This is a genomic window from Pseudarthrobacter sp. Pseusp20, from assembly GCF_059492155.1.
The window spans coordinates 35,456-52,341 of record NZ_CP168521.1 but is presented as its reverse complement, the minus strand read 5'-3'; the positions used below and the strand labels follow the sequence as shown (position 1 = coordinate 52,341).

Annotated in this window: 17 protein-coding genes; 5 read left to right on the top strand and 12 right to left on the bottom strand. The window is 66.4% G+C overall.

Annotated features, from left to right (window positions below):
* The first annotated feature begins 291 nt into the window (after nucleotides 1-291).
* Nucleotides 292-1,191: a tRNA glutamyl-Q(34) synthetase GluQRS gene (gluQRS, locus tag ACEN9K_RS00245; RefSeq protein ID WP_495635014.1), complete on the top strand. Its 900-nt coding sequence runs from the start codon at nucleotides 292-294 to the stop codon at nucleotides 1,189-1,191.
* 9 nt (nucleotides 1,192-1,200) lie between these two features.
* Complete coding sequence (locus tag ACEN9K_RS00240) at nucleotides 1,201-1,824, top strand: HD domain-containing protein (protein WP_495635013.1); 624 nt, start codon at nucleotides 1,201-1,203, stop codon at nucleotides 1,822-1,824.
* Here the strand turns inward: ACEN9K_RS00240 and ACEN9K_RS00235 are convergent.
* The 3 genes from ACEN9K_RS00235 to ACEN9K_RS00225 all read right to left on the bottom strand — a co-directional run bounded on the left by ACEN9K_RS00235 (nucleotide 1,791) and on the right by ACEN9K_RS00225 (nucleotide 4,817).
* Complete coding sequence (locus ACEN9K_RS00235) at nucleotides 1,791-2,339, bottom strand: flavodoxin domain-containing protein (protein WP_495635012.1); 549 nt, start codon at nucleotides 2,337-2,339, stop codon at nucleotides 1,791-1,793. The two genes, ACEN9K_RS00240 and ACEN9K_RS00235, sit on opposite strands and share 34 nt — an antisense overlap.
* A gap of 90 nt (nucleotides 2,340-2,429) precedes the next feature.
* The gene (locus tag ACEN9K_RS00230) at nucleotides 2,430-3,746 is read right to left on the bottom strand and encodes an ATP-binding protein (protein WP_495635011.1); all 1,317 of its coding nucleotides are present in this window, start codon (nucleotides 3,744-3,746) and stop codon (nucleotides 2,430-2,432) included.
* Between the two features lie 123 nt (nucleotides 3,747-3,869).
* Nucleotides 3,870-4,817, bottom strand: coding sequence for an L-lactate dehydrogenase (locus ACEN9K_RS00225; RefSeq protein WP_495635010.1), 948 nt, complete (start codon nucleotides 4,815-4,817; stop codon nucleotides 3,870-3,872).
* Between the two features lie 90 nt (nucleotides 4,818-4,907).
* Between ACEN9K_RS00225 and ggt the strand changes: the two genes are divergently transcribed.
* Nucleotides 4,908-6,761: a gamma-glutamyltransferase gene (gene ggt / locus ACEN9K_RS00220; RefSeq protein WP_495635009.1), complete on the top strand. Its 1,854-nt coding sequence runs from the start codon at nucleotides 4,908-4,910 to the stop codon at nucleotides 6,759-6,761.
* Between the two features lie 82 nt (nucleotides 6,762-6,843).
* Here ggt and ACEN9K_RS00215 read toward each other — a convergent pair whose 3' ends face one another.
* The 8 genes from ACEN9K_RS00215 to ACEN9K_RS00180 all read right to left on the bottom strand — a co-directional run bounded on the left by ACEN9K_RS00215 (nucleotide 6,844) and on the right by ACEN9K_RS00180 (nucleotide 15,133).
* Complete coding sequence (locus ACEN9K_RS00215; RefSeq protein WP_134164919.1) at nucleotides 6,844-8,358, bottom strand: amino acid permease; 1,515 nt, start codon at nucleotides 8,356-8,358, stop codon at nucleotides 6,844-6,846.
* 27 nt (nucleotides 8,359-8,385) lie between these two features.
* Nucleotides 8,386-9,801, bottom strand: a complete 1,416-nt coding sequence (locus tag ACEN9K_RS00210) for an aspartate ammonia-lyase (RefSeq protein WP_056391096.1) — start codon at nucleotides 9,799-9,801, stop codon at nucleotides 8,386-8,388.
* A 40-nt stretch (nucleotides 9,802-9,841) separates the two neighbouring features.
* Nucleotides 9,842-10,882, bottom strand: coding sequence for an asparaginase (locus tag ACEN9K_RS00205; RefSeq protein WP_495635008.1), 1,041 nt, complete (start codon nucleotides 10,880-10,882; stop codon nucleotides 9,842-9,844).
* 30 nt (nucleotides 10,883-10,912) lie between these two features.
* Nucleotides 10,913-11,620 carry a FadR/GntR family transcriptional regulator gene (locus tag ACEN9K_RS00200; RefSeq protein WP_495635007.1) on the bottom strand — a complete coding sequence of 236 codons (708 nt, stop codon included), beginning with the start codon at nucleotides 11,618-11,620 and terminating at the stop codon, nucleotides 10,913-10,915.
* A 42-nt stretch (nucleotides 11,621-11,662) separates the two neighbouring features.
* A complete protein-coding gene (locus tag ACEN9K_RS00195; protein ID WP_495635006.1) occupies nucleotides 11,663-12,298 on the bottom strand; it encodes a DedA family protein in 636 nt (211 codons plus the stop codon).
* A gap of 9 nt (nucleotides 12,299-12,307) precedes the next feature.
* Nucleotides 12,308-13,063, bottom strand: a complete 756-nt coding sequence (locus ACEN9K_RS00190; protein ID WP_223993053.1) for a phosphatase PAP2 family protein — start codon at nucleotides 13,061-13,063, stop codon at nucleotides 12,308-12,310.
* A gap of 83 nt (nucleotides 13,064-13,146) precedes the next feature.
* Nucleotides 13,147-13,764, bottom strand: a complete 618-nt coding sequence (locus ACEN9K_RS00185) for a uracil-DNA glycosylase family protein (protein ID WP_018771934.1) — start codon at nucleotides 13,762-13,764, stop codon at nucleotides 13,147-13,149.
* A gap of 130 nt (nucleotides 13,765-13,894) precedes the next feature.
* Nucleotides 13,895-15,133, bottom strand: coding sequence for an HNH endonuclease (locus ACEN9K_RS00180; RefSeq protein ID WP_495635662.1), 1,239 nt, complete (start codon nucleotides 15,131-15,133; stop codon nucleotides 13,895-13,897).
* Nucleotides 15,134-15,433: 300 nt separating this feature from the next.
* Here ACEN9K_RS00180 and ACEN9K_RS00175 point away from each other — a divergent pair, with 300 nt between their 5' ends.
* The gene (locus ACEN9K_RS00175; protein WP_134164923.1) at nucleotides 15,434-15,946 is read left to right on the top strand and encodes a hypothetical protein; all 513 of its coding nucleotides are present in this window, start codon (nucleotides 15,434-15,436) and stop codon (nucleotides 15,944-15,946) included.
* 17 nt (nucleotides 15,947-15,963) lie between these two features.
* Here ACEN9K_RS00175 and ACEN9K_RS00170 read toward each other — a convergent pair whose 3' ends face one another.
* Entirely contained in the window at nucleotides 15,964-16,347 is a 384-nt protein-coding gene (locus ACEN9K_RS00170) for an RNA-binding S4 domain-containing protein (protein WP_018771931.1), read from the bottom strand.
* A 154-nt stretch (nucleotides 16,348-16,501) separates the two neighbouring features.
* On the opposite strand from ACEN9K_RS00170, the gene ACEN9K_RS00165 reads away from it, so the two are divergent.
* Entirely contained in the window at nucleotides 16,502-16,858 is a 357-nt protein-coding gene (locus ACEN9K_RS00165; protein WP_495635005.1) for a hypothetical protein, read from the top strand.
* The last annotated feature ends 28 nt before the right edge of the window (nucleotides 16,859-16,886 follow it).

Here is a 16,886-nt window from a genome sequence, read left to right as displayed (position 1 = left end):
TTGATCAAACTGATCAACTCAAGTTGGGCCAATTGTCCCAACTGTATGTTCTCTGCTGGAATAGTGGCAACAAGGACAAAAGCTACCGCTGGTCCGCGCAGGCTACAGTTTCCCCGGCACACCACCCGGCACCTGGACACCGCTTCCCGCAAGGAAGCCGCCGCTGATTGACGCTTGTTCACACCACGCTCATTCTGCAAACACGGCAAGAGCCCCTGAGCTACCGACGCCCGCCTACCGGAGTCATCGGTAGCTGAGGGGCTCTTGTGTGCTTCCGTTTAGGGTTGATCCATGACCTCCGCCGGCCGCTTCGCCCCCAGCCCGTCCGGTGAGCTGCACGTGGGAAACCTGCGGACCGCAATCCTCGCCTGGCTTTTCGCCCGCTCCACCGGACGCCGCTTCCTGCTGCGGGTGGAGGACCTGGACCGCGCCCGCGCAGGAGCGGAGGCCGTGCAGCTGCGCGATCTGGCGGCAGTGGGCATCACCTGGGACGGCGATGTGGTCCGGCAAACCGACCGCGGGCCCCTCTACGCCGCGGCGATCACACGGCTTGAAGAGTCCGGCCTGACGTACGAGTGCTTCTGCACCCGCCGCGAGATCCAGGAGGCGCCGTCCGCCCCGCATGCTCCGCAGGGTGCCTATCCCGGCACATGCCGCAACCTGGACCGGGCGGAACTGGAGTACAAGCGGTCCACGCGGCCGGCCGCCATCCGCCTGCGGGCGGATGTGCGGGAATACACGGTCCAGGACGTCCTGCACGGCGAGTTCACCGGGGCTGTGGACGACTTCGTGCTTCGCAGGAATGACGGGGTAACCGCCTACAACCTTGCCGTCGTGGTGGATGATGCCGCGCAGGGCATAGACCAGGTGGTCCGCGGCGACGACCTGCTCCCCTCAACGCCCCGGCAGGCTTATCTCGCCTCGCTCCTAAATATTCCCCTCCCGGAATATGTGCATGTTCCCTTGGTGGTGAACCGCGACGGCGTGAGGCTGGCAAAGCGCGATGGAGCGGTCACGCTGGCGGACCTCGCCCAGGCCGGGGTGGGTGCCCACGAGGTGCGGAACCTGCTGCTGGAGTCCCTGGGATTACCCGCCGGAACGCTGGGCCACGCACTGCAGGTCCTGGACCCGGCACGGTTGCCCCGCGAACCCTGGGTGTGGCCCGGGATGGACCGCCCGGCCGCTGGCTAAGCTTGGTAGATGTCAGACGAGCACATTCCGGCCCAGGCCCGGACGCCAAGGTTCACGGTGGAGACCGCCAAAGTCCTCGCGGAGGTTGCCCACAACCGGCAGAAGGACAAGCTGAAGCGGCCCTACCGGGACCATGTCCTTGCCGTCGGGGATGCCCTGGCGGACTTCGACGACGAGATCCGGATCGCGGGTTACCTCCACGACATCGCCGAGGACACACCGATGACACGGCAGGCCCTGCTGGACATGGGGGTTCCCGAGCGCTCCGTGGACATCATCGAGCGCGTCACCAACCGCCTGCACAGCGACCCCGACGATTACCAGTCCGGCATCCGTGAGATCGCCGGGGACCATGACGCCGCCCTGGTCAAGATCGCCGACAATGCGCACCACTCCCTGCCCGAACGCGTCCAGGCGCTGGCGGAGAAGTGGCCGGACAAGCCCCCGGTGACAAAGTACCGGGACGCCAGGCCGGTGCTTTACGCAGCCGTGGAGGTGGAGGAGGTCCGCAAGATTTTGGCTCGGGCCAATCCGTGGCTGCTGGAGGAATTCGACGCGCAGCTGGATGAGGCCGATGACACCGACTACGAGAACCTCCGCTACGATTCCGGCCCGGGCTCCCGCTCCAAGTAGACCAGGAACTCCTCCGCGAACCGCCGCACCCCGTCCCATTCCGTGTAGATGTAGTCGCGGCCGGTGTCCGTATCCGGGCTGCCCTGGCCGCTGACGATCTTCTTCATCATCATGCGCTTGAGGAATCCGTACTGGGTGTAGAGGAGGGCGCCGCCGAACATCGCCACCTTGTCAGGATGCCAGCCGGTGCTGTCCTCGAACTCCGCAACGTACTTTTCCGCCTCTTCCGGCTCCGCGTGCGCCGAGAGGCTGACCGAGAACAGGGCGGCCGGCAGGCGCTCCAGGCCGGACCGGTTCCGGCGGACAAAATCGGCCACGTAGCCCTCGTGTTTCCCGGCATGGATGGAGGCACCCACTATGACGCCGTCATAGCCGTCAGGCAGGTCGTGGTCTGCGTGCTTGAGGTCCAACGTGTCGGCCTGGTGCCCGTGGGCCTGCAGGACATCAGAGATGTAGTCGGCGATGCGGGCCGTTTGCCCTTCCGAAGTTCCGTACGGGATCAGGATTCTTGCCATGACCACTACTCTGGCGTCCGCCCGGAACCGGGCAAAGGGGCAAAGGTCCCTGCATGCGGTGCCCTGCAGGCGTCCTGCGGCAGCCGGGGACTAGACCCGTCCCAGCGCTTCGATGTCCTCCAGGAAGTCCGCCTGCACCTCCGCGCTCACGGTGGTGCGGGTATCACCAATGGCGTCGAGGTAGTCCTGGGTGGAGGGACCTTTCCTGACGGCGGCGCGGACGGAAACGCCGCCCCCGGAGGCCAGCCCGCCGTCGTCGTACACGGCTTTTTCCAGCGCCCGCTGGGAGGCGCTGCGGGCCGCGTACTCGATGTCGGCCGGGGAGAAGCCCTCGGTACGTTCCACCAGGAGTTCCACGTCCACGGCATCCACCACGGCCGCCGGGATGAAACGCTGCCACATCGCCTCCCGGGCCTGCCGGTCCGGCAGCCCGATGGGGATGACGTAGTCGAACCGCCCGTGGCGCAGGAAGGCCGAGTCGAGGGCGCGGATGAAGTTGGTGGCGCAGACCAGGAGCCTGCCGGGCTGTTCCCGGAATGCGGGAATGATCTTCAGCAGCTCGTTGGTCACCCCCTGCAGCGGTGACGGCGGATCACCGGCGCGCTGGGAAGCGATCTCCTCCACCTCGTCGATGAACACCACCGCGTGCTCCAGTTCCGCGATTTCCAGGAAGGTCTCGCGCAGCGCGCCGGCCAGGCCCTGAGGGTCGCCGGCCAGGCGGGACGGGAAGACCTCCACGAACGGCCACTCCAGCCGGGAGGCGATGGCCTTGGCAAAGGTGGTCTTGCCGGTGCCGGGAGGCCCGAAAAGGACGACGGCGCGCGGCGGCACCACGCCGAATTCATCGGCCAGGTCCGCCTGGGCGAGCGGCAGCACCAGGCGCCGTTCCAGCAGTTCCTTTTCCCTGCGCATGCCGGCAACGTTTTCCCAAAGGTCGCGGGCCAGGACGCGGCCGCCCAGCTGGCCCAGGGCGCCGAGCTCCTGGCGCTGGACGGGAATGGTCCGCTCGAAGTAGCGCAGGTTCTTCTTGAGTGCGAAGCCGCGGCCCAGGAAGGCCTCCACGCGGGTTTCGGACTCAGGCATCAGGGCGGAGAGCTTGTTCAGGCCGTGCGGGGCCATCCGGTTTTCGACGGCGGCGAGCAGCGAGGTGCCGATGCCCCTGCCGCGGTACTCGGGAAGGGTGGCCAGGAACACGATCCAGCCTTGGTCGTGCGCGGCCCGCCCCACGGCGGCGCCCACCACCTGCTCGCCCTGCACCGCAACCACCGCATGGTCTTTTTCGCACGATGCCAGGACCTCGGACAGGGCGTATACGGGTTCGACGTTGTGGGCCTTGAGCGTCTCCCACAGGTGCAGGATGCCGTCCAGGTCCGCCGAGTGGAAATCCCTGATCCGCCAGTTGGTCATGCGTTACTCCTGTTGGTTCGTCATTGAGCCAGTCGTGGTCGAGCCAGCGTGGACATCTCAGGTGAGCATATGTGAAGCAGGCACCGGGCGGGGTTGCGGTGGCGTTGCATGACGTGCCGCTGCTCAAACTCCCAGCATGTCCATTGTGTTCCGCAGCGTGTCCGCGGAATGGTGCAGGGCGGCCAGCTCGACGTCGTCCATGGGCGTTTCCAGGACACGGTGCACCCCGCCCCTTCCCACCACGCTGGGGAGGGACAGCGCCACGCCGGAAATCCCGTACAGCCCCGACAGCACAGTGGAAACCGGAAGGACAGCGTTGTCGTCCCGGAGCAGCGCCTCCACAATGCGGGCACCGGACAGGCCGATGGCGTAGTTCGTGGCCCCCTTGCCGGCGATGACCTTGTAGGCCGCCTGCACCACTTCACGGGCGGTGCCGGCGAGGTATTCGGGCGTGAAGATCCGCTTCCCGCCCACCGTCCAGTCCCTGATGGGGACCGGACCGATCGTGGCGCCGGACCACAACGGGAACTCCGTGTCCCCGTGCTCTCCCACCATGCTGGCGTGGACGCTGGTAACGGAAACCCCGGCCTCCAGGGCCAGGAGCCACCGCAGCCGGGACGTATCCAGCACCGTGCCGGAGGAGAAAATCCGTTCCGGTGGCAGCCCGGAGATGCGCTGGGCAGCCACCGTCAGGACGTCGCAGGGGTTGGTCACCAGGACATAGACAGCATCCGGCGCACGTTCCAGCAGAGGCGGCATCAGCTGCTCGAGGATCCGAACATTGGTCCCCGCCAGGTCAAGGCGGCTCTGGCCTGGGTTCTGCTTGGCACCGGCCGTGATGACCACGACGTCGGCGCCTTCCGTGACGGCGATATCCCCGCCGCCGGTGACGGTGGCCGACGCCGCGGCGAACTGGCTGCCGTGGGCAAGATCCAGTGCTTCCGCCTCCGCCTTGGGCGTGTTGACGTCGTACAACGCGATACTGCTGGCGGAGCCGCGGATCAGTGCGGCGTACGCCAGCGACGTCCCGACGCTCCCGGCGCCCACCACAGCGAGCTTGGATCCTGCCATGGTGCACTCTGCCTTTCCGGAGCCGTTGAGTGTGTCCTACCCGAAGAGTAGCGTGGCCCACATCACTCAAATCCCCAATTAGGAGCCACCATGCCACATTATGGAGGCCGGCTCGCAGCTGTTACTGCAGCGCTGGCTATGAGCGTTACCACCGGGGCCATCAGTCCTGCTTTTGCCACCAACCAACAGGGCGCCGATGAACGGCACACGGACAAGAATCCCACCGCCACCGGTTACGGCGGTGCCGTCAGCACCGTGGACCCGGAAGCTTCAGCGGCGGCCATTGACGTCCTCCGTCACGGGGGCAACGCGGTGGACGCCGCCGTGGCTGCTGCGGCCACCCTTGGCGTCACCGAACCCTACAGCGCCGGCATTGGCGGCGGCGGTTATTTCGTTTACTACGACGCGAAGTCCGGAAAGGTCAGCACCATTGACGGCCGCGAGACGGCTCCGGCGGGGATTACCCATGATGCGTTCATCGATCCGGCCACCGGCAAGCCCTACCCGTTCACTCCCGAGCTTGTCACCAGTGGCGTCTCGGTGGGTGTTCCGGGGACGCCTGCCACCTGGGAGCGCGCGCTGGAGCGCTGGGGAAAGTTCAGCCTGAAGAAGGCGCTCGAACCCGCCATCGAGGTGGCGGACCGCGGGTTCGTGGTGGACGAGACGTTCCGGAGCCAGACGGCGGACAACCAGAAACGGTTTGAAGGCTTCACCTCAACCATGGACCTGTACCTGCATAACGGGAAGCTCCCGGAGGTGGGCTCGGTCTTCAAGAACCCTGACCTCGCCGACACCTACCGGCTGCTGGCAGACAAGGGCATGGACGCGTTCTACGACGGAGCGTTGGCCAAGGAGATCGCCAAGACCGTACAGAACCCGCCCAAGTCTCCGGACACCAAGCTTCCTGTGCCCAAAGGCTCCATGACCGAGGAGGACCTGGAGCACTACAAGGCCCTGGACCAGGACCCCACCCACGTGAACTACCGTGGCTATGACGTCTACGGCATGGCACCCTCCAGCAGTGGCGGCACCACCGTGGGTGAGTCGCTGAACATCCTGGACGTGTTCAACGTCCCGTCCCTCAAGGCTGACCAGCCCGCCGTGCTGCACCACTACCTGGAGGCCAGCGCCCTGGCTTTCGCGGACCGTGCCAAGTACGTGGGGGACCCCGCGTTCGTGAAGGTGCCCACCAAGGCGCTGACCGATCCCATCTTCGGCAAGGAGCGTGCCTGCGAGCTTGATCCCATGCACGCGGCTATTAAGCCCTTGAAGACCGCAGGCGATGTCACCTCCTACGACGGCACCTGCCCGGTCAAACCGGCTGCGCTCGCGGATGAGAAGGATACGGAAAACATCTCCACCACCAACATGACCGTCTCGGACAAGTGGGGCAACGTCGTCGAGTACACGCTGACCATCGAACAGACCGGCGGCTCCGGCATGGTGGTTCCCGGCCGCGGGTTCCTGCTCAACAACGAGCTGACCGACTTCTCCACGGTCTATGACCCTGCCGACCCCAACCGGATCGAGCCGGGCAAGCGGCCGCGGTCGTCCATGTCGCCCACCATCCTGCTGGAGGACGGCAAGCCGTTCCTGGCCCTGGGCTCCCCGGGCGGCTCCACCATCATCACCACGGTGCTGCAGACGCTGGTCAACCGCATCGACCTGGGCATGAGCATCCCGGACGCCATCGCCGCTCCCCGTGCTTCACAGCGGAACACCAAGGCCGTCACTGCTGAGCCGGCGTTCATCGACAAGTACGGCGCAGCACTGACGTCGCGCTTCGGGCACACCCTGACCCCATCGGGCGACTCGTTCTCCTCCGCCTCGGAGATCGGGGCGGCCACCGCCATCGAATTCCTGGAGGACGGCCGGACACTAGCGGCAGCCGAGCCGGTCAGGCGCGGCGGCGGATCGGCCATGGTGGTCAAACCGTCAAAGTAGAAGAGCCACTGCATTAAACGCCCGACGGCGGCACCCGGCTCCTGGATTTCCAGGACCTGGGTGCCGCCGTCGTTCAGGGCAGCTACTTTTTGAAGGTCTCCGCCGGGGCATTGGCAACCACCGGCGACATGCCGGTGTAGCCGTCGCGGGTTTCGGCGATTTGGCGGATGCGGGTGCGGCAGGCGTACCAGCCGGCGACCATGAGGATGGAGGCGATGGCGGTGACGAGCATGGTCAGGGGTGAGTCGATGAAGACCATGATGAGGACGCCGATGAGGAAGAGCAGGGAGAGGTAGCCGGTGTAGGGGGCGCCGAACATGCGGAAGGAGGGGCGGGTGACCCAGCCTTTGTCGGCCCAGCGTTTGAGTTGGATTTGGCACAGGACGATGGTGGCCCAGGTCATGATGATGCCGACGGAGGCGATGTTCAGGACGATTTCGAAGGCTTCGGCGGGGACGAGGTAGTTCAGGGGGACGCCGAGGAGGGAGACGGTGGCGGTGATGGCGATGCCGCCGTAGGGGACGCCTGCTTTGTTCATGCGGGAGGCGAAGCGGGGTGCGGAGCCGTTGACGGACATGGAGCGCAGGATCCGGCCGGTGGAGTAGAGTCCGGCGTTCAGGGAGGACAGGGCGGCGGTGAGGACGACGAGGTTCATGATGACGTCTACGCCCTGGACGCCGATGGAGCCGAAGAAGGTCACGAAGGGGCTGACGCCTTTTTGGTAGGAGGTGAAGGGCAGCAGCAGGGCCAGGAGGATCACGGAGCCGACGTAGAACACGGCGATGCGGAAGACCACGGAGTTGATGGCCTTGGGCATGATTTTTTCGGGGTTTTCGGTTTCGCCGGCGGCGGTGCCGACGAGTTCGATGGAGGCGTAGGCGAACAGGACGCCTTGCATGAGGATGATCATGGGCAGCAGGCCGTTGGGGAAGATCCCGCCGTTGTCGGACAGGAGGCTGATGCCGACCTGTTGGCCGTCCACGGGGGTGCCGAAGATGACGAAGTAGGTGCCGATGATGAGGAACGCGACCAGGGCGGCGACCTTGATCAGGGCGAACCAGAATTCCATTTCGCCGAAGACCTTGACCGAGACCAGGTTCAGGGCCAGGACGACGATGAGGGCGGTCAGTGCCCAGGCCCACTGGGGGACGTCGGCCATCCAGGGGATGTAGTTGCCGAAGAAGTGCATGTAGAGGGCGGCGGCGGTGATGTCCACGATGGTGGTGGTGGCCCAGTTGATCCAGTAGAACCAGCCGGAGACGAACGCGGCTTTTTCGCCGAAGAATTCGCGGGCGTAGGAGACGAACGAGCCCGAGGAGGGCCGGTGCAGGACCAGTTCGCCCAGGGCGCGCAGGATCAGGAACGCGAAGAATCCGCAGACCGCGTAGGCGATGACCAGGGACGGGCCCGCGGCGTTGAGCCGGCCGCCGGCGCCCAGGAACAGGCCGGTGCCGATCGCGCCGCCGATCGCGATCATCTGGATCTGCCGGGGCTTGAGGTTCTTGTGGTAACCCTTGTCCTCCGCGTGCAGGGAGGTCTCGGACGCATGCGCGTGACCACCATCAATCAGGTGGTCGGGAAGGGGAGTATTTGTCATTGGTGTGTCCTTCGGAGCAGGTGGGGACTACTTGCTGAGGTTTGCCAGGCGTTCGGGGCTCAGGAGTTCCTGGAGCTGGGCGTCGGTGAGGAGCCCGTGTTCCAGGACCAGTTCAGCCACGCCCTTGCCGGTGGCAAGCGCCTCCTGCGCGATGGCGGTGGCGGTGGCGTAGCCGAGGTGGGGATTCAATGCGGTGACCAGGCCGATTGACTGCTCCACGGTGCGGCGCAGGTGCTCGGTGTTGGCGGTGATGCCACGGATGCAGCGGGCCGTAAGGGTGCGGCATGCTGCTTCCAGGTGGGAGATGCTCTTGTGGAGGCTGTGGACGATGATCGGTTCGAAGGCGTTGAGCTGCAGCTGCCCGGCCTCGGCGGCCATGGTGATGGTGACATCGTTGCCGATCACCTCGTAGGCCACCTGGGAGACCACTTCCGGGATGACCGGGTTGATCTTGCCGGGCATGATGGACGATCCGGACTGGACGGCCGGCAGGTTGATCTCGCCGAAGCCGGCGCGGGGGCCTGAGGAGAGCAGGCGGAGGTCGTTGCAGATCTTGGACAGCTTGACCGCCACACGCTTCAGCACGCCGGACAGGTGCACAAAAGCGCCCACGTCCTGGGTGGCTTCAATGAGGTCGACGGCGGTCACCAGCGGCAGTCCGGTGACCTCCGCAAGGTGCCGGCAGGCCGTTGCGGCGTAACCGGCCGGGGCATTCAGGCCGGTGCCGATGGCGGTGGCCCCGAGGTTGATCTCGTGGATCAGCAGCTCTGCCTCCGCCAGGCGCAGCCGGTCCTCGCCGATGGTGACGGCGTAGCTGCCGAACTCCTGGCCCAGGGTCATGGGGACGGCGTCCTGCAGTTGGGTGCGGCCCATCTTGACCACGGTGCGGAATTCCATGGCCTTGGCAGCGCAGGCATCCTCGAGTTCTTCGAGTGCAGCCAGCAGCTCCCTCGCGGCGAAGATGGTGCCCAGCTTCACGGCCGTGGGGTACACGTCATTGGTGGACTGGCTGAGGTTGACGTGGTCGTTCGGGTGCAGCCGCGCGTAGTCACCCTTGGGGTGGCCAAGGATTTCCAGCGCCCGGTTGGCGATGACCTCATTGGCGTTCATGTTCGACGACGTCCCGGCACCGCCCTGCACCACGTCCACCACGAACTGGTCGGCAAGCCGTCCGGCCAGGACGTCCTGGCATGCCTGTTCGATGGCGTCGGCGCGTTCGGCGTCCAGCAGGCCAAGCTCGCGGTTGGTGCGGGCGGCGGCCAGTTTCACGGCGGCAAGCCCGCGGACCAGGTGCATGTTGGAGGACAGCTTCTGGCCGGTGATCGGGAAGTTCTCTACCGCGCGGAGCGTGTGCACGCCCCAGTAGGCGTGGGCCGGTACGTCGCGGTCGCCGAGCAGGTCGTGCTCGGACCGGACGTCTGCGGTGGTTTGGGTGATGGTCATGGGGTCCTTACGGGGCGTCGTTGTCGGGTTCGGACGGTGGTTATGCGGAAACAGGGGCAAGAAAATCGGTGGCCAACAGCCGGCCCACCTGGTGGCCGCCGCCCAGCACGGGTGCGGTGGCGATACCGGTGAGCGGTTCGATGTCCACGCCCAGCGCATCCAGCAGGCGGACGGTGGCGGGCATCCGGGCGCGGTCGCCGCCGTCGGAAATTTTTACACCCACGGCGCTGCCGTCGGCCAGGCCCACCAGCTGCACGCCCTCAAAACCGTCCTTGGCCACGGCGCCGGGCAGCAGGCGCATCAGTTCGGTGACGTCGCGGCCTTCCCCGGCCACCATGTGCGGGTGCTGCTGCATGGCCAGCCCGACGGCGGCCTCCGCACTTCCCGAATCCAAGGCGTCATTGTGCGCGGCCGCTTGGGCGATCCGGCCAAAGGCGCGGGCCATGCCGCGCAGGCTCAGGGCAAACAACGGGGTCCCGCAGCCATCGGTGCTCGCCGCGGCCGGCTCCTCGCCGGTCAGGTCGGTGACGGTCTCCGCAACGAGCTGCTGCAGCGGGTGGGCGGGATCCAGGTAGCCCTGCACGGACCAGCCGTTGATGGCGCAGGTGGCGGCCATGGCGGCGTGTTTCCCGGAGCAGTTCTGGGTGATCCGGGTGGCGTTTCCGCCGTTCCGCAGCCAGTCCTCACGCTCGGTAGTGCCGTAGGGAAGGTCGGTGCTGTTTTCCAGGTCGGTGGGGCCGAGTCCGTGCAGTTCCAGGATGCGCAGGGCGCCGTCCCGGTGGACTGCGGCACCCGAATGGCTTGCGGCGGCCAATGCCAGGAGGTCTGCGGGGAGTTCAAGGCCGGCGCGGACCAGGGCGACTGCCTGGAGGGGCTTGAGCGCAGAGCGGGGGTAGAAGGGAGTCTGGGGATCCCCAGCGGCTGCCGCCACTGAACCGTCAGCCGCAAGGGCGATCGCTGAGCCGTAGTGGACACTTTCCACCAGGCCGTCACGGGTGGCGGCCACCAGCGGGACGTGCTGCGGCAGGGCCAGCTGGGCCGGGGCAGCGGTGTGGGCAGCAGAAAACACGGGGGATGGCATGGAGTCCTAGGAAGGTTTGGTTGGATACGGCTAGTTGTTAAGGATGGAGTCCAGGGCCACGCCCACGGCTTCCAGGTGGTGGGCCATGGCGGCGCGGGCGTTTTCCGCCGAGCCGGCCTCGATGGCAGCGAGGATCTGCTGGTGCTCAATATCGGAGGCATGCTGGCGGTCTGCCACCATGTTCAGGGTCTCGGACTGGTGCGCCAGAGCGTCGCGGATGTCAGCCACGACGCTGGCAAACACTTTGTTGCCGCTGGCGCGTGCGATCGCGGCGTGGAAGCTGGAGTCCAGGGCCACCCAGGATTCCGGATCGGTTTCCGTGGCCATGGCGGCAACGATCCCGCGGAGGACGTCGAGCTCCTCCGGAGTGCGGCGTTCCGCTGCCAGCCCTGCAGCCGGGACCTCGATGTGCGGACGCGCTTCTGTCAGGTCCCGCGCCGAGTATTGCCCCAGCATGAGGTCGTTGGCCACCTTGCTGGCAATGACGAACGTGCCCTTGCCGGTCCTGGTGACCGTGAGGCCCAGCGCGGTGCAGGAGCGGAGGGCTTCCCGGATTACCGATCGGCTGACTCCGTACTGCCGCGAGAGGGTTGCCTCCGAGCTGAGCTTGCTTCCCACCGGAAGCGCGCCGGACTCGATGTCCTCACGGATGGCGTTGAACACCGCCTCGGCAGCGCTCAGCCGGGCAAGGGGGCGGAATGCAGGCTGTCCTGCTGTCCGGCTGTCTGACAGGTTCACGCCTTAAATATGGCACTGGTCACAGTTGCTGTCAAGCTCTCCCTAGTCCTGCCGCCGGCTGGCCGCACGCCGCCGGTCGCGCCGCCGTCGTGACCGGACGTGCCAGATGATGAGCCCTGCCACCGCCACGATCGCTATGACGACGGCGAGATCCCGGCCCACTGCCTGGGCAACGGCTTCGTAGGAGTTGCCCGCGAGGAAACCCAGCAGGACGAAGCCGATGCCCCACACCATGCCGCCCACCGCGTTGTAGGCAAGGAACCGGCCATAGGGCATCCGGGACGTGCCCGCGAGGGCGGGCATGACGGCCCGGAAAAAGGCGGTGAAGCGGCCCAGGAAGACTGCCGAACCGCCCTTGCGGCGGAGGAAGTCCTGCGCGTTCTCCAACCTCCCGGCATGGCGGCGCAGCATTCTTGCCTTCATGATGCGCGTGCCCAGATGTTTGCCCACTTCGTAGCCCACGCTGTCGCCGATGATGGCGGCAGCGACCACCAGGGCCATCATCGCGCCCAGCTGCACTTCACCGCGGCTGGCCACTACTCCACCCAGGACGGCCGCTGTCTCACCTGGAACCACGAAGCCCACAAACAATGCGTCCTCGGCAAAGACCAGGCAGAAGACGGCAATATATGCCACAAGCGGGCTGACGTTAAGGAGGCCGTCGATGAAGCCCGTCATGGCTGCTGGTCAGCCTTGCGGGGCCGGGACGGGGCCGAGCTTTGCCAGGAAGGGGACCCGGGCCAGCAGTGACAGCCCAAAGCGGTTCCACAAGCCGGTCAGGAACGCGGCTCCGGTAGCTGCGGTAAGGAAGGATGCCGTGACGTCGGTGGGGTAGTGCACGCCGAGGTAAACACGGGAGAAGGCCACGAGGACCGCCACGGCGATTCCGAGGACGGCAGCCGGCCGCTGCCACCTGGTGCCGCGGGCCAGCAGGAAGACGGCAATGGCCAGCGCGGAAGCCAGCGCCACATGCCCGCTGGGGAAGCTGTCCGTTCCCGGCTCCGGGATGAGCGGGTTGTACAGGGCTGTCGAGTCCGGGCGGTGCCGGGCCACCAGCACCTTGAACAATTCGCTGCTCACCCAGGCGCCGGCCGCAACCAGGCCCGTGGCGACGGCGTTGACGGGGCTGCGGCGGACCAGCAGCAGATAGAGGCACAGGGCTGCGATCATCAGCACCCCGCCAGCCGGGCTGAACACCACATTGATGAACATCGCCATGCCGGTCAGGGGTGCGGTGTGGTCATGGCTCAGCTCGGCGTCCACGGACATGTCCGCTGACGTCAATGCCGGGCTGAACCTCAGCGCCAGTCCGCCTGCCACAATCAGGACTGCTGCGATGACGGGCACGGCAATCCAGTGCCGAAGCTGGGGGAGCACGGCCATGCGGATGGCTGCAGCCTCCGCTGGAGGTCCTGCCTCATGGGAACGGTCGGGGTGGGACATCAAGGTCAGCCTGGTTCTCTCGCCGGTCAGGGTACCTACGAGTATGCGCCTGCGCGGCTGGAAGAAAGCTGGGAAACCGTCCGCTAAAGGTGCTGGATGCCTGCCCGCTGCATGGCATCACGGTAGGTGTCCACGCTCTTGGCCAGCAGTTCTTCCTGCTTGGCTTCGGAAACAGCAAAGGCCCTGCCGCCGAGGGCAGAGGCCTTGTAGATTTTGATGCCGGCGTTCTTCAGCGATGAATGGTAGGTCTTCTCGAACAGGGTCAGGAACGTGGAGGCGTCCGTGCCGTGCGCGATGATCGCCGAAACGCGGGAATTGATTTTGAGGAACTGCCGGAAAGGACGCAGGCCGTCGGTCTTTTCCTGGACACTCAGGGCCGATGGGCTGCCACTCTCGCGGACCCACGGGTAGGCGTTCCACGGCATGACGTAGCGCGGATCCAGTTCAGCGAGCTCATAGATCTGGGTGGCTCGGCGGGCCGCTTCGTCGTCGTTGTTGTGGGAGACGAATCCGGACTCCGTCCCCTTGCCGGGGCTCGCCTGGAGGCTGATGATCCTGCACTCGTCTTCGTCGTGGACGGGGTCGATATAGGGGACGACGGAACCGGGCTTCTTTTCCATCAGTTCATCGCAAAGCTGGGTTACCTTCGCGATATTTGGTTCCTGTAGCAGGGCCTTTTTTTCGTCCCAATCAATCGTCACGATTTCTCCCTTTGCAGCGAGGCGTCCAGAATCAGGCGTCCTATGCCACTCTACGCTTTTGCGGGGAGGGGTGGGCACACCAAATTTGGGCCGGCCGGGCTGTGGGAGTAAATGACGACGTCAGAGGGCCTCATGCGCGAACGGCAGCCACTCTTCGTGGGAGTTGCGTGATCGTGCTCCTGCCGGCGGGCGAGCAGGGGTGTGGCGTTCCGGGTGGTGGTGGTGCGGTGGAATGGTAGGTGTGGCCGGTGGGGGTGGTGGTTGCCACCGTATGCCGCGGGCCGGGCACCTGTTGGGCGGTCCAGCCGGGGGTTTCCTTGGTGTGGTTGCAGGCTTCGCAGAGGCCCTGGCCGTTGCCGGCGCTCGTGGAGCCGCCATCGTGCCAGGCGGCGATGTGGTCGTGGTGCCGGATCGGGGCGTCGCAGTACGGGGTGCGGCAGGTATCGTCCCGGATCTGCAGGAAGCGTTTCAACCCCGCCGGGAACAGCCGGGCCCTGGAATCCATGCCCACCAGATCCCCGCTGCCGGGGGCGGTGTAAAGCCGGCGGACCCACAGGCTGGGTTCGGTGTGGCCGGCGCCGGTGAGGGCGATGTTCCGGGCCCCGGCGGCGGGGATGGTGCCGTAGCCGGGGAGCCGTGCGGGTTCGGCATCACCGTGGAGGAAGGTCCGGTCGGTCATCACGAGCTGGATCTCGACCCCGCTGACACCTCCACGGGTCCCGGTGACGCGTTCGACGAGGGCGTCAGCCATGACCTGCCCCCGGGAGCGCCCATCCCCGGCCGAACGCACCGTATCCGCCTCGCGGGACAACGCGGCGTAGGCGGCCACGGCCTGGGCGACGGGCAGCAGCGCGGTGAGGTAGGCCATGGTGTCCGGGGCCGGCCGCAGGGTTACCGTCCGTTCCGTGACCGCACGGGCGGCCCGTTTGGCGACCGCTGCCGGGTCCCGCCGGTACGCGGCGGCCCGGACCGCGGCAATGATGGCCTTGTCGCCGGCGCCGTCCAGGGTGCCGGTGTCGGCGGCGAGTGCCTCATCCACCCCGGCCCGGTCCTCCGCTGACAGACAGATGGTTTCCTTCACGATGAGGGTTGCCCGCCATTCATTCAGCCGGCCCGCCCGGAACGCCGCGAACGTGCGCGGCATCCCGGGAAGGGTTCTGGCCAGGCCGAGCAACCGGGACCCCCTGGCCGGGGATTCCCGCCGGGCCAACGCGAGCTGCGCCGCGACCCCGGCACCCTGCTCATGAGCCGGGACCCCGGCGGCGGCCTGCTCACCCCGCTGCTGTAGATCAAACGCCACCGCGGTATCGGCCTGACGGGCACCGGCAAGGCACTTCAAATCCTCCAGCCCACGCATCTGGTCGATCATCCCCGCGCTGTCGGCAGCCAGCGGAACAGAAGCGAGCAGCTTCAAGACCTCACCAATCGAAGGCGCAGCAGGCGGGAACGGAAGCCCATCCTTGACACCCGTAACAGCAAACGTGCGATGCGGCGGACCAGCAGCCAACAGCCCCCGAGGCTCCGCCCCAAGCACTGCCGCCATCCCACCAACCGCTTCCATGACCAAAGTCTTCCACCAGGGTCCGACAACGACAGCCACCCAAAAGCCCTATGTGGAAAACGGCAGGCTGCAACAGTGAGGGTCCGAGGACATGCTGTTCAATGGATTATGCAGTTCACCAGGAAGGGCCTGAAGGCCGAAGGTTTCGCTGGCTTCCGGCCCATCCAGGATCTCGAGACCATGAGGATCCCGCAGGCAACAGGCCTCTTCACCGTCGTGGCTCCGGAAGGTTTCCAGCCGCGCTTCCTCACGAAAAGCACAGCAGGAGTCTTCAAGAAGAAGGAGCCATCCCTCTCCGCCGCCGCTCTGACCGCCGAGTGGGTAGAGGGCGCCGTCGTTCTCTATGTCGGAAAGGCCGGGCCGGGAAGCAAAGGTAACCGGGGGCTGCGACGTCAGATCCAGGAGTTTGTGGACTTCGGGCAAGGAAAGCCGCCCGGGCACTGGGATGGGCGGGCGATCTGGCAGCTGGCGAATGCTGGATCACTGGCCATTGCGTGGAAAGAACTCCCGGCGGAACAACTGAATGACGCAGAAGCGGCCTGCCATTCAGCTTTCGTGGCGGAATTCGGCCGGTTGCCGTTCGCTAACCTCGTGCAGGCGCGCACCAAGTCTGGCGGTTGACCTCTGCAGCACGCTCCTCACGCAGGGCCGCGCAAACGCTCCATCTCGCGACGGTCCTTCTTGGTGGGCCGCCCGGCGCCCCGGTCCCGTTGCGGCAGGCCAAGTGCCGGCAGGACAGGCCGCGGGGGAGTGTGGTCGGTAAAGCAGTGCGATGCCGCCTCGGCTCCCACACGTTTGGCGATCAGCCGCCGAACCTCCAGGATGCGCTCGTATCCCGGCATGCGGACGGTCACGGTATCACCGGTGACGAGGGTGGCTGATGCCTTGGAAGGGCTGCCGTTGAGGCGGACATGCCCGGCGCGGCAGGCTGCTGTGGCGGCGGACCGCGTCTTATAGGCGCGAATGGCCCACAGCCAGGCATCGATTCGGACACTGGCGGGGGAGGAGGGGAGGCTGGTCATGGTTGGCACCGAGTATAGCCGCGGCCGCGTCGTGCCGTCCCGCGCCTCGTGCAAGACTTGGAGCACCTGCCAGGAAGAGAGAAACGTGGAGCCCTACCGCCCTCACCAGCACCAGGACCCCAGAGCCTATCCGGATTCATCACAAAGGCCTGCGTTGCCTGCATGGGCGGGGACGTTCCGGACGGTCCTGCTGGTCCTGGCCGCGATTTTGTTGCTGCTTCTGCTGCTCCTGCTCATGATGGGCACGTCAAGAGTCGGGGACATGTATGCCGGCGGCACTTCGGCAGTCCTGCAGGCGACCATCTGGATTGGATTGGCGCTGCCCGCCCTGGGCGTCCCGTACGTGGTGGCCAGCATTGCCTACGGAGCCTTGTGGACGGCAAGGCTGCGGGGCAGGGGCTACCGCCGCTACCCGGCCACGACGTGGATGCTTGTGGCAGGGCCGATTGTTGTGGGACTCTCCATCACGGCCCTGGTCGCGATGGTCATGGCACCGGCCAGCCTGCTGTGATGCCCGGTAACCCTGACCGGCCGTACCC